Annotated in this window: 20 protein-coding genes; 15 read left to right on the top strand and 5 right to left on the bottom strand. The window is 64.7% G+C overall.

Annotation, left to right across the window (positions count from 1 at the left end; genetic code table 11):
• Positions 1–214: 214 nt before the first annotated feature.
• The 6 genes from QW887_RS24485 (at position 215) to QW887_RS24460 (ending at position 7,243) form a co-directional block, all read left to right on the top strand.
• A complete protein-coding gene (locus QW887_RS24485; RefSeq protein WP_316170852.1) occupies positions 215–1,075 on the top strand; it encodes a MaoC family dehydratase in 861 nt (286 codons plus the stop codon).
• An 86-nt stretch (positions 1,076–1,161) separates the two neighbouring features.
• Entirely contained in the window at positions 1,162–2,040 is an 879-nt protein-coding gene (locus tag QW887_RS24480; RefSeq protein WP_316170851.1) for an SDR family oxidoreductase, read from the top strand.
• A 75-nt stretch (positions 2,041–2,115) separates the two neighbouring features.
• On the top strand, positions 2,116–3,069 hold the full coding sequence (locus QW887_RS24475) for a dihydrodipicolinate synthase family protein (protein WP_315717666.1): 954 nt from the start codon (positions 2,116–2,118) through the stop codon (positions 3,067–3,069).
• A 2-nt stretch (positions 3,070–3,071) separates the two neighbouring features.
• On the top strand, positions 3,072–3,875 hold the full coding sequence (locus tag QW887_RS24470; protein ID WP_316175967.1) for an NUDIX hydrolase: 804 nt from the start codon (positions 3,072–3,074) through the stop codon (positions 3,873–3,875).
• 113 nt (positions 3,876–3,988) lie between these two features.
• The gene (locus QW887_RS24465; protein WP_316165437.1) at positions 3,989–6,670 is read left to right on the top strand and encodes a PAS domain S-box protein; all 2,682 of its coding nucleotides are present in this window, start codon (positions 3,989–3,991) and stop codon (positions 6,668–6,670) included.
• Between the two features lie 117 nt (positions 6,671–6,787).
• The gene (locus QW887_RS24460; protein ID WP_409977965.1) at positions 6,788–7,243 is read left to right on the top strand and encodes a hypothetical protein; all 456 of its coding nucleotides are present in this window, start codon (positions 6,788–6,790) and stop codon (positions 7,241–7,243) included.
• A gap of 16 nt (positions 7,244–7,259) precedes the next feature.
• Here QW887_RS24460 and QW887_RS24455 read toward each other — a convergent pair whose 3' ends face one another.
• A complete protein-coding gene (locus QW887_RS24455) occupies positions 7,260–7,643 on the bottom strand; it encodes a VOC family protein (RefSeq protein WP_316175966.1) in 384 nt (127 codons plus the stop codon).
• A 222-nt stretch (positions 7,644–7,865) separates the two neighbouring features.
• Between QW887_RS24455 and QW887_RS24450 the strand changes: the two genes are divergently transcribed.
• The 4 genes from QW887_RS24450 (at position 7,866) to QW887_RS24435 (ending at position 10,287) form a co-directional block, all read left to right on the top strand.
• Positions 7,866–8,576, top strand: coding sequence for a hypothetical protein (locus tag QW887_RS24450; protein ID WP_316175965.1), 711 nt, complete (start codon positions 7,866–7,868; stop codon positions 8,574–8,576).
• 114 nt (positions 8,577–8,690) lie between these two features.
• Positions 8,691–9,155, top strand: coding sequence for a hypothetical protein (locus tag QW887_RS24445; RefSeq protein ID WP_315752591.1), 465 nt, complete (start codon positions 8,691–8,693; stop codon positions 9,153–9,155).
• Positions 9,156–9,357: 202 nt separating this feature from the next.
• Complete coding sequence (locus QW887_RS24440; protein ID WP_315752592.1) at positions 9,358–9,771, top strand: DUF3775 domain-containing protein; 414 nt, start codon at positions 9,358–9,360, stop codon at positions 9,769–9,771.
• A 69-nt stretch (positions 9,772–9,840) separates the two neighbouring features.
• Positions 9,841–10,287 carry a host attachment protein gene (locus QW887_RS24435; RefSeq protein ID WP_315827830.1) on the top strand — a complete coding sequence of 149 codons (447 nt, stop codon included), beginning with the start codon at positions 9,841–9,843 and terminating at the stop codon, positions 10,285–10,287.
• Between the two features lie 66 nt (positions 10,288–10,353).
• Here QW887_RS24435 and QW887_RS24430 read toward each other — a convergent pair whose 3' ends face one another.
• Both QW887_RS24430 and QW887_RS24425 read right to left on the bottom strand, forming a co-directional pair.
• On the bottom strand, positions 10,354–10,548 hold the full coding sequence (locus QW887_RS24430; RefSeq protein WP_315827831.1) for a hypothetical protein: 195 nt from the start codon (positions 10,546–10,548) through the stop codon (positions 10,354–10,356).
• Between the two features lie 158 nt (positions 10,549–10,706).
• Positions 10,707–10,892, bottom strand: coding sequence for a hypothetical protein (locus tag QW887_RS24425; RefSeq protein WP_315752594.1), 186 nt, complete (start codon positions 10,890–10,892; stop codon positions 10,707–10,709).
• A gap of 456 nt (positions 10,893–11,348) precedes the next feature.
• On the opposite strand from QW887_RS24425, the gene QW887_RS34955 reads away from it, so the two are divergent.
• Positions 11,349–11,588 carry a hypothetical protein gene (locus tag QW887_RS34955; RefSeq protein WP_409999270.1) on the top strand — a complete coding sequence of 80 codons (240 nt, stop codon included), beginning with the start codon at positions 11,349–11,351 and terminating at the stop codon, positions 11,586–11,588.
• 75 nt (positions 11,589–11,663) lie between these two features.
• Here QW887_RS34955 and QW887_RS24420 read toward each other — a convergent pair whose 3' ends face one another.
• Positions 11,664–11,876, bottom strand: a complete 213-nt coding sequence (locus tag QW887_RS24420) for a hypothetical protein (RefSeq protein WP_315717677.1) — start codon at positions 11,874–11,876, stop codon at positions 11,664–11,666.
• Positions 11,877–12,005: 129 nt separating this feature from the next.
• Positions 12,006–13,193: an acyltransferase gene (locus QW887_RS24415; RefSeq protein ID WP_316195183.1), complete on the bottom strand. Its 1,188-nt coding sequence runs from the start codon at positions 13,191–13,193 to the stop codon at positions 12,006–12,008.
• Positions 13,194–13,729: 536 nt separating this feature from the next.
• Here QW887_RS24415 and QW887_RS24410 point away from each other — a divergent pair.
• From QW887_RS24410 to QW887_RS24395, 4 genes are all read left to right on the top strand, one after another.
• Entirely contained in the window at positions 13,730–14,143 is a 414-nt protein-coding gene (locus QW887_RS24410; protein WP_316175963.1) for a hypothetical protein, read from the top strand.
• Between the two features lie 222 nt (positions 14,144–14,365).
• Positions 14,366–15,118 carry a hypothetical protein gene (locus QW887_RS24405; RefSeq protein WP_315717680.1) on the top strand — a complete coding sequence of 251 codons (753 nt, stop codon included), beginning with the start codon at positions 14,366–14,368 and terminating at the stop codon, positions 15,116–15,118.
• A gap of 7 nt (positions 15,119–15,125) precedes the next feature.
• Complete coding sequence (locus QW887_RS24400; protein WP_316175962.1) at positions 15,126–18,749, top strand: hypothetical protein; 3,624 nt, start codon at positions 15,126–15,128, stop codon at positions 18,747–18,749.
• Positions 18,746–20,161, top strand: coding sequence for a hypothetical protein (locus QW887_RS24395; protein ID WP_316188464.1), 1,416 nt, complete (start codon positions 18,746–18,748; stop codon positions 20,159–20,161). Before QW887_RS24400 ends, QW887_RS24395 begins: the two co-directional genes overlap by 4 nt.
• Positions 20,162–20,169 lie beyond the last annotated feature (8 nt).

The following is a 20,169-nucleotide window of genomic DNA, read 5'->3' as shown; positions in this document are numbered from 1 at the left end:
AGGAGCGAAGCGACGAAGCAATCCAGAGTCCTTGCGCAGCCCTGGATTGCTTCGCTCCGCTCGCAATGACGGATGCGGAACGAGCGGTGTGCTCCACGACGAGTGCGTAGGGTGGGCAAAGGTGCAGAGCGCCGTGCCCACCGTTCTACCAAGAAAGGCGGTGGGCACGCTTCGCTTTCCCCACCCTACAAAGAACGAGGTTTGGGGAGGCAACATGCCGATCAACTACGATGAGCTGATGGCGATGAAGGCGATCGGGCAGAACTACGCCTACACCGATCGCGAGGTGATGCTCTACGCCTACGGCATCGGCATGGGGGCCGATCCGATGGACGAGAAGGAGCTTGCCTTCGTCAACGAGGCCACGGCCGAGCCGCGTCCACTGAAGGTGGTGCCGACCTTTGCCTCCGTCGCCGCCTGGGGCGCAGGCCCCGGCGACATGAAGCTGAACCGCGTGCTGGTCGTCGACGGCGAGCGCGACATCACCTTTCACAAGCCGCTGGCGGTGGCGGCGAAGATCACCGCGGATTCCTCCGTGCTCGCGGTGTCCGACAAGGGCAAGGACAAGGGTGCCGTGATCCGCCACCAGACCATCCTGCGCGACGAGAGCGGCGCGCCGCTGGCGACCCTGGTGGCCTCGCGCTTCGCCCGCGGCGACGGCGGCTTCGGCGGTCCCTCCGGCGGCATCCCCGACCCGCATCCGGTGCCGTCGCGTGCACCCGACCGCAGCGTCGAGATTTCGACGCGGCCCGACCAGGCGCTGATCTACCGCCTCTGCGGCGACCGCAACCCGCTACACTCGGATCCCGAATTCGCGCGCCGCGCGGGCTTCCCGCGGCCGATTCTGCACGGCATGTGCACCTACGGCCTGACCTGCCGCGCCGTGCTGCAGACCTACGCCGACTACGATGCGTCAGCCTTCCGCCAGCACGCCGCGCGATTCTCCTCGCCGGTGTTTCCCGGCGAGACCGTGACGGTCGATCTGTGGAAGGACGGCGACGTGATCTCGTTCGAGGCGCGGGTGAAGGAGCGGAACGTCACCGTGATCAAGAACGGCAAGACCGTGCTGGGTTGATTATTGCCATGTGAGGCACGTCTGTTAGTTGCCGTCATGGCCGGCCATGACGGGCAACAAAAGACACGGCGCAGGAGGAGACATCCATGGGACTGCTCGACGGCAAGGTGGCGCTGATCACCGGCGCAGGTGGCGGTCTCGGCGAGGCCTACGCCAAACTGTTTGCACGCGAGGGCGCGGCGGTGGTCGTGAACGATCTCGGTGGCCCGCGCGACGGCTCCGGCTCGGACCTGTCGATGGCCGAGCAGGTGGTGGCGGCCATCACCGCTGAAGGCGGCCGCGCCGTCGCCAACGGCGCCGACATCTCGACCATGGCCGGCGGCCAGTCGGTGTTCGACGATGCCATCCGCCATTTCGGCCGCGCCGACATCCTGGTCAACAATGCCGGCATCCTGCGCGACCAGACCTTCGCCAAGTCGAGCGAGGCCGACTGGGACAAGGTGATCCAGGTGCACCTCAAGGGCACCTTCTGCTGCACGCTTCCCGTGTTCCGCTGGATGCGCGACAATGGCGGCGGCGTCATCGTCAACACCTCCTCGACCTCGGGCCTGATCGGCAACTTCGGCCAATCCAATTACGGGGCCGCGAAGGGCGGTATCTGGGGCCTGTCGAACGTGCTGGCGATCGAGGGCCGCAAGTACAACATCCGGGTGTGGACGCTCGCGCCGGGCGCGCTGACCCGCATGACCGCGGACCTGCCGCGCTACAAGGAAAACCCGGGCGCGGCGCTGACGCCCGAGGGCATCGCGCCAGCCGTGCTCTACATGGTCAGCAGACTCTCGGGGGATCAGACCGGCAAGGTGCTCGGCGTGTCCGGTCCGCGCGGCGTGCGCGAGTTGCGTATGATGGAAATGGACGGCTGGAAACCGCCGTCGTCGGCGTGGAAAGCGGAGGACATCGCCGCCCATGCAGAGGAGATATTCTTTTCGGAGGCCGATATAGCCAAGTCCGCACGGCGGTTTTGATGTATTCAGGTCGTCATTCCGGGCCTGCGCCTGGCGCGTCCGGAATGACGCCAGAGAGATTGGAGACCAGACGAGATGAAGCTCACCGCCGCCGCCAAAGGCACCTTCGCGATCGCGCCGACGCCGTTCCATGATGACGGTCGCATCGACGAGGCCTCGATCGACCGGCTGGTCGATTTCTATGCCGAGGCCGGCTGCGACGGCATCACCGTGCTGGGCATCATGGGCGAGGCGCCGAAACTGGACGCCGCTGAATCCGAGCAGGTTGCAGTGCGCTTTGCCAAGCGGGCCAAGAACCTGCAGATCATCGTCGGTGTCTCCGCGCCGGGTTTTGCCACCATGCGCGCACTGGCGCGCGCCTCGATGGATGCGGGCGCTGCCGGCGTGATGATCGCGCCGCCGCCGAGCCTGCGCACCGATGATCAGATCACGGGCTATTTCAAGCAGGCCCAGGAGGCCATCGGCGAGGACATTCCGTGGGTGCTGCAGGACTACCCGCTGACGCTGAGCGTCCAGTTCACGCCGGCCGTCATCCGCAAGATCGTCATGGACAGCCCCTCCTGCGTGATGCTCAAGCATGAGGACTGGCCGGGCCTGGAGAAGATCTCGACGCTGCGCGCGTTCCAGAAGGACGGCTCGCTGAGGCCGCTGTCGATCCTGTGCGGCAATGGCGGCCTGTTCCTCGACTTCGAGATGGAGCGCGGCGCCGACGGTGCCATGACCGGCTACGCCTTCCCTGAAATGCTGGTCGACGTGGTCAAGCTGTCGCAGGCGGGCAAGCGCGACGCCGCGCATGACCTGTTCGACGCGCATCTGCCGCTCGTGCGCTACGAGCAGCAGCCGGGGGCAGGGCTCGCCGTGCGCAAATACGTGCTGCAGAAGCGCGGCGCGATCGCCTCCAGCGCGCAGCGCAAGCCGGCCTCCGCGATCACGGCCGCGGCCAGGGCCGAGGTCGACTATCTCTTGTCGCGCGTGGCGCGTTACGACGCGCGTGCCAATCTGCAACCTCGTGCCACCGCCGCGGAGTGACCATGGCTGACGCTGCCGCCGTCCGTCCCGCCTCGACCGTGCTGCTGCTGCGCGACAGCGCAGTCGCACGCGAGATCGAGGTGTTCATGATGGTGCGTCACCATCAGATCGAGTTCAACTCGGGCGCCCTGGTGTTTCCCGGCGGTAGCGTCGACAGAGGCGATCAGGAGATCGCCGGCAGGCCGGAGCTCTATGCCGGCGACGAGGGTCTTGAAGCCGAGGCGCTCGGCTTCCGCATCGCCGGGGTGCGCGAGACCTTCGAGGAGAGCGGCATCCTGCTGGCGCGGCTGCGCCGATCGGACGCGCTGATCGATGCCGCTGCCGCTCGCGACATCGAGGCGGCGCATCGTCTGGCACTGTGCGAGGGCAAGATCAGCTTTCTCCAGGTTCTGGAAGCTCACGGTCTGGTGCTGGCGCTCGATGCGCTCGTTCCCTACGCCCATTGGATCACGCCCGAGGGCATGCCGAAACGCTTCGACACCTGGTTCTTTCTGGCGGCGGCGCCGCCGGACCAACTCGGCGCCCATGACGGCCGGGAATCGACCGACTCCGTCTGGGTCTCGCCGCGCGAGGCGCTGGCCGGCGGCGAGGACGGCCGGTTCAAGCTGCCGTTCCCGACCACGCGCAACCTGATCCGGCTCGGCAAGCAGCGCGCGGTGGCCGACGCCCTGGCGGCGGCGCGGGACATGGACATCGTCACCGTGATGCCGGTCATGACCAAGACCGCCGAGGGCGGTCGCCAGCTGCGCATTCCGCGCGAGGCGGGCTATGATGGGGAGGTGTTCGAGTTCGGTGCGGCCGGTTAACCGCACAGGCTATTTTTCGTCCGGCGGATGATGCGCGGACGAAAATTGTTCTCTATATGTTCATTTGGCCGCCCAGCGGCTCGTATATAGTGCGGTTCCGACCATCGGATCCCATGAGTAGATTACCGGACCTCGACACGGCCTGCAGCAGCCTCCGATCGATGACGATCGGGCGGATGATCTTTGGCAGCTTTTTGCTGCTGCTTGCCGTCATCACCGCGACCAGCATGGCGAGCGTGATCGCCATTCGGCATATCGATTCGACCTTTGCCGAGTTGCAGCGGCTGCAGGGCGTCGGCGATCTCGCCGAGGAGATCGACCAGCGCATGAACGAGCTGCGGCTCGCGGCGCGCGATTTCGTCACCGATCCCGGCTCGCGCTCCGACCGTGCCATGGAGGCGGCGACGGAGCTCAGCGCGCTCCTGAAGAAGACGCGCCTGCAGCTCGCACCGGAGCAGCAGGCGACCATCGACGGCGTTGCCCAGCGGCTCGCCAATTACCGCGAAGGCATCGACCGCATCAGCGCGCTGATCGCGCGGCGTGCCGAGCTGCTGTCGGGTTTGCCGACGGCGCGCGAGAGCTTCGAGGACGCCATCGCCGGCCTGACTGATCGCGCCACGGCGCGGGCCTTGTTCCAGGTGCAGAATCAGGTCGGCGCGGCGCTGCTGGCGCGCGACCCGGCCGGCGCCGAGCAGGCCGCCCGCAGCATGCGCGCAATGCCGATCGAGGACAGCGCGCTTCGTGCGGCCGCGGACCGCTATGCCGAGGCGATCATCGCCATTGCCGGCACCGAGGACGAGATCGCGCGCCTCGACAAGGAGGTGCTGGGCATCGAGGGGCGGCTGATCGGCCGGGTCACCGAGTTGCTGCGCGCCCTGAGCGCAAGCCAGGGCAAGGTACTGTCGCGCGACTTCGCCCGCACCTTGGCGGAGACGAAATGGCAAAGCATCATCTTCGGCACGGCGGGCGTTCTGATCGGCATCTTCGCTGCGTCCTTCGTGGTCCGGCGCACCGTGCGGCCGCTGGCCTCGATCGCGCGCTCGATCAGGGCGCTGGCGGCGGGCGAAAAGGCGGCGTCGATCCCGCAGACCGACGTTCAGAACGAGATCGGCGACATCGCGCGGGCGGCGGAAGTCTTCCGGCAGACTTTGCAGGATGCCGACGCGGCGCGTGAGGCGGCGGTCCGCGCGCTGGCCGAGCAGCGGCTGGCCGAGGAGAGCTATCGCAAGCTGTTCGAAGCTTCGATCGACGGCATCTATGTGACCACACCGAGTGGTCTCGTGCTCAATGCCAATCCGGCGCTCGCGCGCATCATGGGCTACGAATCCGCGAGCGAGCTGATCCAGAGCGTGAACGACATCGCGGATACGATCTATGTCCATCCCCTGGCGCGCGAACGCTATCAGCGGCTGATGCGGCGCGACGGCATGGTGCGCGAGTTCGAATACCAGGTGCGGCGGCGCACCGGCGAGATCCGCTGGCTTTCCGACAGCGGCACGGTGGTGCGGGATGAGAACGGCGAGGTGGTTCGCTACGAAGGCGTGGTCCGCGACATCACGGATCAGAAGCGCGCCGAGGACGCGATCGCTGAAGGCCGGCGATTGCTGCAGCAGGTCATCGACACGGTGCCGGCGGTGATCAACGTCAAGGATCGCGAGCTGCGCTATGTCCTGATGAACCGCTACATGGCCGGCATCTTCAACGTCGAGCCCGAGGATGCGCTCGGCCGCACCACGGGCGAGCTGATGTCGCGCTACGGCGCGAACAAGACGGACTCGAACGACAAGCGCGTGCTGGCGACGAAGGCCGGCCTCGGGTTCTACGAGGAGGAATACCTCGATTCATGCAACGTCATGCGGCAATGGCTGGTCAACAAGCTGCCGCTTCTCGACGCCGACGGCGAGGTCGACAAGATCGTCACGGTGGCGCTCGACATCGGCGAGCGCAAGAAGAGCGAACTGGAGATGCGCAAGGCCAAGGAGGCCGCCGAGACGGCGCTCCGGAACCTGCGCGACACCCAGGCCTCGCTGATCGAAGCCGAGAAGCTCGCGGCGCTCGGGCGCATGGTCGCCGGCGTTGCCCACGAGGTCAACAACCCCGTCGGCATCAGCCTGACGGTCGCCTCCGCGCTCGAGCGCAAGACCGAGCGCTTCAGCGAGGCGGTCACGCGGGGTGAGCTGCGGCGGTCGAGCCTCAACGAGTTCATCGAGATGAGCCGCAGCGCCGCGGGGCAGCTCGTCGCCAATCTCAATCGCGCGGCCGAACTGATCCAGTCGTTCAAGCAGGTCGCAGCGGACCGCAACTACTCCGACCAGCGTACCTTCGATCTCGCCGATCTCACCGAGCAGGTGGTGATGAGCCTGCGCCCGGGTGTGCGCAGACAGAACCTGACGGTGAACGTGGATTGCCAGCCCGATCTGGTGATGAACAGCTACCCCGGGCCTTACGGGCAGGTCCTGACCAATCTGTTCCTCAATGCGGTCGCGCACGCGTTTCCGGACGGCAGGAGCGGTGTGATCGAAATCAGGGCGCGGGAGTCCGGCCGCGACAATGTCGAGATCGTCTTTTCCGACAATGGCTGCGGCATGTCGCTCGACGTCCGCCGCCGCGCCTTCGATCCTTTCTTCACGACGCGCCGCGACCAGGGCGGCACCGGCCTGGGCCTTCACATCGTCTACAGCATCGTGACCAGCCGGCTTGGCGGGCGGCTCGATCTGGACTCCGAGCCTGGCGCGGGCACGCGCATCCAGATCATTCTGCCGCGGGTCGCACCTCTCGAGCAGGCGGCCGAGTAGGGAGATCTGCGTAACCCCCCGGATTGACTCTCACGAAGCCGAGATCGAATCGAAATCTGGCCCGGTTGATGCATTTCCATCCCGCGCACCCTGGGGTGGTGCAGGAGCCAGATGGAAATGAGCAGATGGATCGTGTCCCGCGGCCATGGGCCGCATCGCGCTGATCGTGCCGACATCAGCAACACGGGTTCGAGGCGGCAGGCGGTCGCGCGATGGAAGCCGCCTGTCCAAGTCAGCAGTGCGGCGCTGTTGATCGCACTCGCCGCGCCACCGTCACTGGCGCGTGATCGCGGCCAGTATGCGAACTCGTCGCCGGAGATCAAGGCATGGTTCGACGGTCTGCGCAGCGGCAAGGGCCCATGCTGCTCTGACGCCGACGGCAGCGCCGTCAGCGATGTCGACTGGGAGAGCAGGGGCGGTCACTACCGCGTCCGTATCGAGGGGGAATGGCTCGATGTTCCCGACGACGCAGTCATCACCGAGCCCAACCGTGTCGGCCGCACCATGGTATGGCCGATGCGCGGCTATCAGGGCCTTCAGATTCGCTGCTTCATGCCGGGCAGCATGACGTAGCCGTGCGGGGCGGCGGTCAGACGTATTTCTTGTCGCGCTCCAGGAGCTCGATGGAAATGCCCTGCGGCCCGCGGATGAAGCAGATGCGAACACCGGGGCGGATCGTGGTCGGCTCGGTCGTGAAGGTGACGCCTTTGGCCTTGAGCTCGGCGGCCGCGGCGTCGATGTCCTTCACGGTGAGGCCGAAATGATCGAGGCCCTGGTGCGGCGTCACAGGCGGCGCGTTGACGCCGTCGCCCGGCTCGACCTTGGCGATGAACACGCTGGCACCGCCGAGCCTGACGTCGATGCGGCCGGGATTGCGGATGATCTCGCCGCCGAGAATGTCGCGAAGCCAGCTGGCGGTGGCTTCCGGGTCCGGGCTGCGGAGATGGATGTGGTCCCACGTGACATTCAACATCGTCGAGATCTTTCGAAAGAGTGAACCGCCCGCGGCGGGGCGGCGTTTCTTGAGGTGTCGGCAACTGTGCGGATGTCTACCGGTCTGTCAGCGGCCGCGCCAGCCCGGCCGACCGACCGGTATCCGGGCCTGCCCTCCAATTGTCGGCTTTGCATGCAACCCTATCGATGCTTGCCGATTGAAGCTTCCAGATGCCCCCGCCGGGCAGCCGATGGTGCAGACATGAGCGCGGGTCTCTCTCGTTTATTGGGACGCAAGCCCGATGCCGCGGCGTCGCTGGCCATGCGCCGAAGCGACGGAGCGTCCATCCCTTTGGGGGCCGCCGTGTCGGGGTTGGCGATCTTCGCGCTGGTCATGTTCAGCACAGTCGGGTGGCTGATCATGTCGGTCGAAGAGGAGGAGGTGGCCGACCCCAGCCTCACGCGGGTCGGATCGGCCCCCCCGAGCAGCGGCTACGAAGGAGACGAAGACGGGACTGAGACGTCGCGTCGGCTCTCGCCCGTGGTGCCCAGTCTGGCGGATGCATCCAATCCGCACCCCGATTCGTCCCCCGTGGTCGGCTCCGGCCGGAACGTCATGGACGCGAATGCCAGCCTGTCGCCGACGATGCCGCCTGCGTCATCCCCTGCGCTCGACCCGGCGGCTCTGTCCGGCCTGCGGATCAGTTCCCAGTCCTGGCGGCGCGGCGGTCTTGGATCGAAGGCGCTGGTGACCTTCACGCTACGGAATGCCAACAGTTTCGCAATCAAGGACATCGAAATCACCTGCGCCTTCAGCCGGCGGGACGGTGGTCACGTCACCGACCGCCGACGGATCGTGCCCGGCCAAGTCGGGTCGCGCAGCCGGAAGACCTTCGTGGCGGTCCATGTCGGATTCGTCAACGTTAACGTCAGCGCGGCCAAATGCGCGCTGGTTGCAGCGACGAAAATCTAATTATGTCGCGCTAGTCTCCCGCGGTCTTTGAACCCGAGCGTTCGACGCGGGAACATACTGTCATGATCCTCCGTTAGGTGGATGTCGGCGCAGGTGCCGACGGAGCGGTAAATTATGCCCATTCTGCGTTACTTTATGTTCGTCGGTGGAACTCTGCTGGCGCTGCTCGTCCTGGCGGATGCCGTGCTTCCCAGCGTGCCATTGCCTGCAAGCCTGTCGTCTGCGTCGGATCTTCCCCCGGTGCGCATTCAGTCCACGAGAAAGTGGCCGGAGCGGATCGTGATGGACACCTCGATCGCCACGCCAGCTCCGGTGAAGCTCGCGAAGGCGGAGCAGCCTGCAGCAGAAGTCGCCAAGAGCAGTCCCCGCGACGCCTTCGCGCAGATGAGCGCCGTCGAGGCCAACCCGCAGGTTGCGGCAGTGAAGGCCGCCGAGAAGCCTCGCGCGACGCGGATTGCCGACACAGGCAAGCCGGCTGCAGAGGTGAAGAAGCGAAGGACCGCAAGAGCTCATCCGGGCAGACCGATGATCCTGGTCGCGCAGCAGCCGCGTGTCGGCTCTTTCGATTGGACCTGGTAGTATCGATCGCCCGCAGCCCCTGGTCGATCCAAGCAGTCCCGCTGCAATCGCGCCACGGGGCGGTTGAACTCGCGCGGGCTGTTGCGCCGTTTTTCACGCCGCCACGCTGCCTTGATCTTGCGCAAAGTGCGCTCCTTCCGGAACGCCTAGCGTCTCTGCATGGGACCTGGGAGCGTTTGCCCGGGGACCCAGGAGACGCTGAATGACGACTACCACGCCCACCCTCTCAATCTCGCCGGAGAAGGTCGCCTTCGTCGTGACCAAGATCCACAAGCACGAAATGGAAGCGACCGAACCCGAATTGCTGGCAGATTTGGCAGATGACGACGCGGCGCCCGGTACCGCTGGGCGAGGCCTGAACACTGACAGGTCGGAGCTCGTCAGCTTCATCAGGGGCCTCAATGTCGACGAACAGATCGATCTGGTCACGCTGATGTGGCTGGGCCGGGGCGACGGCTCGCTGGACAATTGGGATGAGCTTCGTGCGCAGGCCGCTCAGGCACACAACAATCGCACCGCGACGTACCTGATCGAAACTCCGATGCTCGGCGACTATCTGGAGGAGGCTCTCTCGGAGTTCGGCCTTTCCTTGGAAGATTTCGAAGAAGGCATATAGCTGGAGCAGTTTCTCCCGATGGGCTCGCCAGCACATTCTTCGCTGCAATTCGGATGATGGAGTAATCTCATGGACAAGATGAAGGTCGGAACCGGTGATTGGATCGTCGTATGCGACGGGCGCAAGGCGCTGATCCTCGAGAACGTCGGTGACAGCATGTTTCCGAACCTGCACACCAAAGAGGTCCGTGAGCAGGAGAACGACCGCACGAGCGCTCAGGGCACCGACGCTCCCGGCTCGGTGCAGCAGTCATTCGGCAATGCTCGGAGTTCAGTGGATCAGACGGATTGGCATGATCAGGCTGAGCGCGCCTTTCTCAAGCAGCTTGCTGATCGCCTGCATCATGCTGTCATTTCAGGCGAAACCAAAGCCGTCACGATGGTGGCGTCGCCGCGCGCGCTCGGGATCATCCGCGCCGACTATTCCGACGCGGTACGAAAGGCGCTGCATGGCGAGGTCCACAAGGATCTGGTCAAGCTTCCGGTCTACGAAATCGAAAAACAACTGCTCGCCTGAGTCGGGCTTTCTCATGCCAATGACTGTCCGGAGACCCTGTTCGCGGTCTCGGTGACCGCGACGGGATCAATGTGTGCTTTCATGCGACGGTGTCGATTCCGGCGCAGCAGGCACCAAGCTTGCGCCCAGGTGCGCAGCTCCTTTTTCGACGATCTCGTAACCGCAATCATCCAGCCAGGCGATCAGGCGATCGGCCATGGCGTAATCCCAGGTCGGGTAGGAGCGTGCGATGACCTGGCGTGGTGTGAGCTTGCGAGACATTGGTAATCCTTCCCTGATCTCATGCTGCTCGATGAAACGTCGAGCGTTGGTCTTGTCATCTTGAACCCCAGAACGGGATGCGCAGTTCCTGCGCCGCCCGAGCGCTGCCACTTGAGGAGCGCTGATCGTTCACAGCGCCCCGGCGGAAGGGGCTCCATTCATCGAGCGCCGATCAGGTGTGGCCGCGCGTCATCGGTCACGAGAGCCGCGGTGCGCTCCGGCTTCTTCTCCACGATCTCGTAACCGCAATGATCGAGCCATGCGATCAACCGGTCCGCCATGGCATAGTCCCAACTGGGATAGGATCTGGCGATGACTTCGCGGACTGAAAGCTTTCGTGTCATGATGTCGATCTATCGCTCCCTGCATTCGCCACGGCCCGTCCGGCACGCATCCGGACGATCCAAGGCTGGCCGGCAGTTCGTGCCGCCGGCTCCTGATGTTGTTTGGCTCGTCACGTTTCTAAGCGCGCGCGCCCCAACGCCTTGATCAACTGGCGTGGAGAGGTGACTTTTTCGCTTCCGGCTCGCCCAGGCTGCGCAATCATCGCCCAACATGGTGAAAACCTTCTCGCTACATGGTTTCCCATTCCCGTGCACGGATATGGCGCAGTCGTGCGCGTAGTAGGGCTGGAGTGTGGTGGCGGCGCGGTGTTTCGTCACAGGCTGGCGGCGACGATCTCCGACGAAATCTCAGCCCGAGCAGGCGGGGACAGTCGGAGGAACGGTTTGGCACCTTCATGGTTTCCGCTGGGGCGCGGTCGCAGGGGCTCGTCGCCTCAGAGCCAATGGAGCGAAGCGATGAGGCTGATGTTTTGGGTTGTGCTGCTGACCGGCCTTGCGGCAGGGGCGGGCCGGTTGGTCGCCAATGAGTCCTGCGGCCCTGGGTGCCACGTCGCGCCGAATGGCGGCTGCGTCGTGAATGGCTGGGAGGTAGGAGCGCCGGTGTGGAACGAATGCCCTGCGGGCGCTCGGCCAAGGCCGCCGTGCGGAACCGCGTTCAAATGGAGCAAACAGGCGAAGGCCTGTGTCAGCAGGTGAACATACGATGGCTGATCATCGGCGCGGGAGCGTGGATCGGACTGCCGGCTGCCGCGAGCCTTGCCGTGCCTTGTATCAGGAGGCAGACGAAGCTGCTGCCGTTGGCGACACGGGCGAGACGTCCAAAGTGAACAGGCGCTGATCCCCAGCGGTCTCCGAATGCGCCAGCACCTGTTCGAGCAGGGCGATGACCGCGACCGCCCGCGCCCGTTCGTTGGTATCGTCGTAGCTCGTTGTCGCAAGGACGGTCCCGTTGGCTTCGCACATCGCCTTGATCTCAACAATCATCGTTGCATCCCTTGCCGTTCCGGAGGCCTGAGATTGGCGGCAATCATGTTAAATTGGTGCAAAATGGTCCGAATAAACCGCTGGTAGAAAGGCACCGCGAAGCACGGGCCGGCCGATGAGCCGGCGCGCTCAGACCGGGCTCGCATGGATCACGTCGCGCGGTGCGCTCGTGCCGAAGGCTCTCCGTAACCATGTTCGCGAGGGCGCCTCGATGAGCATGTAGGTGACCCAGGCCATCGCCGTCGCAATCGCAACGAACAGACCGAGCCGCAGTGCGAGCTCAAGAGCGCCAGGAGCATCTGACTTTCCGATCATCGCAAGCCGAATGAGAAAGGGATGCAGCAGATAGATCGAATAGCTGCATTCGCCACCAATGATCAGGGCTCTGGACGACAGCCAAGCGGCATGACCGTACCGACTGGCTGCGACGAAGACGATCGAAAATCCCGAGATCTCGATGAGACGTACGGCAAGTTCGATCGCGAACGACCAGCCGGGCAGACGAGGCTGCAGAAACAGCAGCACAGGCGCACAGATGAGGCTCGCCAGCGAAAGCCAGAACAGGAGTCTCACGCAGCGTCGCTCCCGATCACCGACGCCGGCATCCGCGCGGTTCCTGTAGATCATGGCGGCAAGGCAGCCGGCCAGGAACTGAGCGATGTGAAGATAGGGAGAGTAGTAGGTGAGCCACTGCATCCCGTTTTGCGTAAGACTCGGCGCGGCGGCCCGTAGCAACGCATCGCCGAAGGTGAAGGCGGCCGCGATCGTCAGCGCGAACGTCACGATGTTCGCCAGCGCGATCCAGATGATCGTGGGCAGCCGGACGACGGCTGCAAACAGCAGGCAGACGAATGGAAACAGCAGGTAGAAGAACAGCTCCACGCTGATGGACCAGAGGTGCTGCAGCGACGGCACGACTGCGACCAGCATGGTGCCGTTCTGCACGGGAAACCAGGCTTGCGTCATCGTGAGGAGGAAGCCGAGCGACGGGGCCGAGAGACCTCGCGCGATCACGACGTATGCGACGACTGCGAGCGTAATCACGGCGTACATGGGGTAGAGCCGGGCGAAGCGCGCGATGGCAAATTCGCGAAGAGCGCTTCCGAGCGGTTGCGACTGGAAGCGCGCGGCATAGTTGAGCCACAGGACGAATCCGCTCAGCACGAAGAACATTGTCATTCCGATGCTGCTGACTTGTGCGATGAGCTCGGGCAGCAGGCCTTGCGCCAACGACGGGGCGCCATGGCCGACGGCGACCGTTGCGGCCGCGACGAAGCGTAAGCCGGTCAGCGAGCCGATGAAGCGTTGCTCGTTCACTTTGAGGGATGGTCCTGATGCTTGGGAGGCGCTCCGGCTGTTGTAGAAACAGCAGGGCCTGGAGGCAACCCGACGCCGGCCGGAGACGGGATTGCCGCCCGCTCGAGCGACGATCTGGCGTTCAGGCCAGAGATGACTCTGCACCGTGATCGCTCCGACGTCCGCCGTGGCGGCGTTGCACTTGCTGTCAACGAACTGAAAAATAAAGAAAAAATAGCCTTGGCATCGGCGGCCAACGGTCGAGGCGTTTCCCGGCGCGGCACGCGATCGGCGAGAGGGCTGGGCAACAGGCCGACAGAGTTTGAAGAAATCCGGGTAGAGCAGCTCCTGCAGCGGATCGTGCCTGTTGCGAAAAGCCGCCGGGACTCCTCGATCCGCGGGAGGTGACGGCCAGGGCCATGGTCGCACCTGCGTGGGATGCGGAGCCCCCGTCCGGGCGGGGGCCGGGACCGGATTGCAAATGGACTCGCAAACCGGCGGCGGCTAGTTATTTGTCACCCTCCGGCTGGTCATTTTGCATGACGCTGAGCGCTTGAATGAGGACGGAAGCCGCCTTGCCCGCTGCGCCATCTCAGCTCACCGATCAAACCGTCAACACCCAGCTGACGACGAATTGCAATGCGCAGGTGGCTGCAACGTTCGACACGAATGACAGCACCTGGGTGACCTTCTTTTTCAACGGTACGATCCCGTGCTGGAGAGCGCTGGTGTCGATTGGCGAAGTAGAGGTCGAACTGACCGAGGACATTGCAATTGCAGGCATTGTCCTGCGCAAGGGGCTGACGGTGACCATGCACCCGATGGGTCGCTACTACACGGTCACGATGAGCGGGGAGATTGTCGATTCCGGAAAGGAGAGCAGCTTTACCGGATTCGTGCTCGGCTCGTTCATCCGGTCCGCAGCGATGAAGCGTGCGATGCAGATGCTTCGGAAACAAGTCAGCCGCTGAGCGGCGCCCGGCTTCGCCTGAAATGTAAACACCAGAATGTGACCGGGCGTTGGGGGAAGACTGTGATCTGGCCCGATTGACCACCGTCGCGAACCCTGTTACACGCCACAACCTCTGATAGATTTCAATCATTGGTAGCTTATTCGATTTTCCATTCGTTTCAGCCGTGCCGGCAGTTGCGTACTGCGGGTTTTGATCTGTGTTTTATAAAAGGAGATAGCCATGGCTCATCATGAAGGCGTTCGTTTTTCGGCTCCTGCTGTCGTTACTACTCCCACAAGCCCCAACACGGAGGTCGTCGCGACGCCGACGGGCGATCAAAACAACACGACGCAGCTCGTGTTCGAGTATCAGGGGCGCATTCCGGTCTGGACGCCGGTGGTCTCGCAGGCACAACCTCAGGTCGTTTTGGCGGCTGACATCACGATCGGCGCAACGACTTGGCGCAAGGGCATTACGATCCAGTATGCGGCGCTGGGATCGACCCAGTACACCGTGACCATCATCTCGGGCGAGATCGTGGACGATCGTGGGCTCTACTTGCTCCAGGGCGTGACGCTCGGCATCTTCCCGATCGGTTTGGATGTCAAGGCAGCGCCATCCGCGACCGCGCGGACCGAGGAATATCCGCGCGCGGCCTTCACGGCGCTGCCGACGGTGAACACCCCGACCAGCCCGAACAGCAACGTGGTGACGACGCCGAGCGGCGACACCAACAACACGACCTACGTCTCATTCCAGTATCAGGGACGAATTCCGGTCTGGACGCCGATCGTCTCGCAGTCCCAGATCACTGCGGTCCTCGCCGCTGATATCACGATCGGCGCGACGACGTGGAAGGCGGGCATCACGGTGCAATATGCTGCGCTGGGCTCGGCGCAATATACGGTGACCATCATCAAGGGCGACATCATCGACGATCGCGCCCTCTATTCACTGGCGGGCACCTTGCTCGGCATTTTCCCGATCGGGTGATACGAGCATGGACGCGTCTGCGTCAGCGCAGTTCGAGCAGGTCGGCTCCTCTGCGATTTACGAGACCAGGGTTGCCGGCTCGGTTGGCTGGGCCGGCTACCTTCTCGGCACGGGCTCGTCTCTGCCACCGTTCATCAATTACGACGACTCGCTGAAGAAGTACGGTGGCAGTTATCTGTTTGCGACACAGCGGCCCGCCGATCTCGATCGGGATCCCGGCGGGTTCGCCGGGCGTGTCCGGGCCTATATCAGCAAGGCGACGCGCAATCGTGCTGTCGTCTGGCTCGCGTCGGCCAACCCGGTCGCGTTCGGCGACTTCGAGCGCTATGGCGTCTCCTTCATCAATCTGCCGCCGGTCTACCAGGTCTCGGGCAACCTGAACCTGTGGTTTGCCAGCAACGCCAAATTCTACATCCTCGACCAGAGCCGGATCGATATCGAGGGTGGGGCGCTGCGCCTGTCGGGCTCGGCGCTGAGTTCACCTCCGTTCATCGGCTTTTCGGGCAAGGGCGACAACCCGCTCGGCATTCGGCTTGCGCCGACCTCCAACAATCGCATCTACGCCTATGTGCCGTTCGGCGGCGCCAACACCGGTTGCGTAACCTTCGATGGGCTGCTCGATTCGAAGCAGGCGTTCGTCAGCCAGGGCTTGGAGCAGGGCATCCGCTACGTCATCAACAACAGCGCGACGACGTCGCTGCAAGCTGCGCAATATGCAGCCATGACGGTGGCGGCGTTGCCGTCGCAGCTTTCGATCGCAGGTGCCTTCGACCTCGGCGATCCGGCCAACCGCGTGATCGGCCGAGAGCAGCTCGAGCAGGGGTATCTGCGTTCGGGGTTCGCCATCAAGGGGGGGCCTGCGCTGACGAGCGAATTCCGCACGACCGGCGGGCGTGTCGTGCAACTGACGCCGCTCGGGGCTAGCAGTACGGATACGGCGCCGGCGCTCGGAGCAGGGGGCTTCGCCTTTGCGACCAGCGCCGCGAAGACGGCCGCGGTCGACACTGGCACGACCTATCTCAGCCTGGCCGGCCACTATGCGCTCGGCGCCGATGGCAGTTCGGCGGGGCAGCTTGCGAAGCTGATGGGTGGACTATTCGGATCGGAGGCGCTCAGCTTCAAGGCGTACGACGCCAGCCAGCCCGCAGCGCAGAACGATCGTCTCAACGCCATTCCCTCGAAGCCCGGCTACGCGCCGGTGTTCCCATTCGAGACGGCGGATCTCAACCGTCCCGCGAGCGGTGCCGTTGCGCCGCGCCTGACCGACGACCACCAGACCTCCTGGGTGACCATCGTCGCCGGCAGCGGGACCGTCGACTATCTGGCCGAGCCCGAGGGCAGCGCGATCTACGGTGCGGCCGCGGCCGGCGCCGCGAATGCGGAGATACTCCAATCCGCGCCGCCGTTCATGCCGCTCGCCCAGGGCAACGACAAGACGTTCCCGCTGGCGCCTTATGGAGCTGCTGCGAGTAGCGGCCTCGATGGCGCGACGCTCGTCCAGTTCGAGAGCCAGATCGTGGCCGCAACCCGCAAGTCGCTGATCTCGAGCTATGGCAGCAAGACGTGGTCGGCGCGGGTGCAGGCGGCGCGGGCTCACGCGTTGCGCGGCACGCTGCCGGACGGCCCGAGCGCCGATGGGACGACGCCGCAGGGCTTCATCATCGAGCGAGATCCGACGACGGGGGCCTATCTGAAGGTCAGTATGGCGCAGTCGATCGACCGCGACGGCAACACCCTGCCATTCGCGCTATCCGCTCCCTCCCAGGCGATGCAGGACGCCTTGCAGACCAACCAGCTCTTTCTGGTCGCCGTCAATCCGGAGCCGTTCGGCACAGGCGCCCAGTTCGCCAACACCGTCAATATTGCGGGCTGGACCATGACCGCGGCGGTCGGCGCCGGCGCCTCGGCCACCGCCTACCGCAACGTGATGATCATGAAGTTCTGCTCTGGCTCGTTGCTGGAGCGGGTCACGAATGCCAATCGCTGGACGTCCGCGGAGCAGTTCTCTTTGTTGCCCGGCACACCGCCGGTGACCGCTGCGCTGTCCTACACCGGCCTGTCGCAATGGCTACAGGACTACATCGCGGACGCCATCGCACGCTCGAAGGGACCGTCCGGCCCATTCTACGAGAATTTCGCGCGCATCGCCCAGGATCCGAACTGGACCGGCGTCATCGTGCTCGCGGCCGACCTCGGCCAGCGCGACATGCCGCCGGAGATTGCGGGGCTTGCCGCCGGCATCGACTTCACCCGCTTCAACGCTCATCATTTCGGCTTCACCGTCAGCCGCGTCACGGTCGACGGCCGGAGCGGTCGGATCACGATGCCCCAGGGCAATTCGAGCCTGTTCGGGCTGATCGACTACGAAGATCCGCGCTATGCGATGAACATCTCCAACGGCGTTGCGCCTGACGTGCCGGTGGCGGTGCAGATGAGCGGCGAGTTCGATTTCACCGTGCTGCAGCTGCAGTCGTTGTTCGAGAACGCCAGGCTGACGCGGTTCGACAGCCACGTCCAGCTCTCGGTCGCGGCGCTGTTCGGCGCGCCGGTGTCGCGGCTGTACTCGCGCGGCAAGCCGCAGCCCTTCACGGGAATCGTGCTCAAGGGCAGCTATGTCGATCAGGGCGGCCGCGGCGCCTATGTCTTCGAGCAGAACACGACCAACGTGCTGACCAGCCCGTCGAACGTGCTGCCGGCCGTGGCCTTCGACCGGGTGCAGTTCAACACGATTGGCACCCAGGACCAGGGCGCCACGGTGGCGAGCAACTTCCTCGTCTGGGGGCAGCTCGATTTCACGGCGCTTCAGAGCACCATCGGAGAGACGCTCGACCTGCTGTCGTTCGGCAGTCCGCCGGATACGCCCGAGGAGGCGCTCGGTGTCGGGCTCGCCTTCTCCGGCCTCGTCATCGGCATGACCTATCCGCAGGCGACGCCCGGAGCCAAGAGGTTTGGGGTCGCGACCGGCAACCTGGCCTGGAATCTCAACGGCTCGACGATGCGCGACACCAGCCTGTTCCGCGGCTTCGCGCTGCAACTGAAGAGCTTCGTCAACGCGACCGGTGATCAGAAGCCGTCCGATCTCGGCTTCCTGCCGGTGACGTCGCAGCTCAACCTCACCGAACTCGAGGGGCCCTGGTTCGGGGTGGTCTACGACATCACGCTGGGCGGTCCGGGGGCGCTCGCCTCTGGCGTCGGCTTCCAGTCGCAGCTGCTCGCGGCATGGTCACCGGTCACCACCGGGTCGGATGCGCAGCACGCGGTCTTCATCGGCATGAGCCTGCCGGGCGCGGCGCCCGGCGCCAGCCTGTTCAGCATCCAGGGCGTCATCAAGGTTGCGGTCGGTGCGATCTCGATCCTGCGCCAGCCGGTTCCGACCGCAAAAGGGCGCATGCTGGCCGAGGACGGTCCGAAGTGGTTCTACTGCCTGCGGATCGACGATATCGCCATCAAGATATTCGGCATCGCCAAGCTGCCGCCGTCCGCCAACATCCAGTTCTTCCTGTTCGGCGATCCCGACAACACCGGCAGCCTCGGCTGGTACGCCGCCTATGTCGCCGACGACAATCCGGGCTGCGAGCAGTCGCTCGCATTCGCCGCACGCAAGCCCGAGCTTCAGGAGCCGTCATCATGACGCGGATCCTGTTCTGGAATATCGAAAACTTCTCGGTCAACAAGATCTTTTCGGCCTCGATCAAGCGACAACGCGGGCATGGCGGTCTCAACGACATGCAGAGCGCGATCCAGCGCCGCGCGGTGATCAATGCCGTGCTGGCGGCCGTGCAGCCGGACATCATCGTCATCATCGAGGTGAGCTCGGGCGACAATGCGCCCAACGCTCTGGCGAGCCAGACCGGCGGCATCAATGCGCTCGCCATGGTGCAGTTCGGGCTCAACAACCCCGCCACGATGGTGGCGGGCGGATGGAACGCCGTGCCGCCGCTCTACACCGGGGTCGGTGGGCGCTCAGAGACGGTCGGCATTCTCTATCGCCGCACCAACACCGCTGGCACCCTCAACCGCTACTTCACCGGGCCCAACATCTGGACCGGCGGGCATGGCGGCGTGTCGGTGCCGCCGGGCGGCGGCGTCGCCATGCCGTACAATGGCATGGTGGTGCCCCTCGGTGCCGTCAACGTCAATGGAATGCTGGTGCCTCCGGGCCTGGGCGGAGTGCGCCAGATCCCTGCGGGTGCCCAGCACAATGGCGGCCTCAACGAGGACGTCGTCGCGGCGCGGATCGCCTTCACGACCACGCTCGGCGCTCCTGTTGCCTTTGCCGGGCTGCGCGAGCCGTTCATGGCGACGTTCACCGAGGCCGATAATCTCGGCGTCGTGCAGCGAGACCTCACCATCTTCGGCATCCATTCCCCGCCGAACAATCCGGCGGCGGCGAACTACATCACCACGCTGTCGACGATCAACGACGTCGTCGGCGCTCTGGGCGTAAACGAGACGCGGGTGATCGGCGGCGATTTCAACGTCAACCTGTTCGCCGTCAATGGTACCGCCTCGGGCCTCTATAATCCGCTCACCGGCGGTCCCGGTGCCTACACGCTGCTCGTCAGTCCGACGGCGGTGGGCGTTCCTGTCAATCTCGACCAGTACAAGGGTTATTTCTCCACCCATATCCGCGGCAAGGACAAGACGGCGGCGTCCAAGTTCCTCTGGTCCAACGGCGGCGGGCCGGGACAGAGCTTCTATCCCGGCTACGGCTATGTCGGCTCGAACTTCGTCGCCGCGCCGTTCTACTCGATCGACAACGTCCTGGTCTGGCCGCACAACGGCATGCACAACTATCAGACCACGATCATGAACACGGTGACCGGCACGCCGATGAACGGGGTCATGGCGCCGCCGGACAATCCTCCCCCCGGTGCGATCGCTTTGGCCAACCAGTTCACCGCGCCGCCGATGGGGTGGCCGGGCGCACCGACGGCGGCGAACTATCCGGGGATCGGCGGTGCCGGAAATCTGACCGGCTGGAGCAACTACGGACGCGTTCGCAACACCAGCGATCACTTCGGCATCTCTGCCGACATCTGAGGGAGCGC

The sequence above is a fragment of the Bradyrhizobium sp. SZCCHNRI3052 genome (assembly GCF_032484895.1).
GTDB lineage: Bacteria > Pseudomonadota > Alphaproteobacteria > Rhizobiales > Xanthobacteraceae > Bradyrhizobium.
This window is presented reverse-complemented; position numbering and strand designations above follow the sequence as displayed.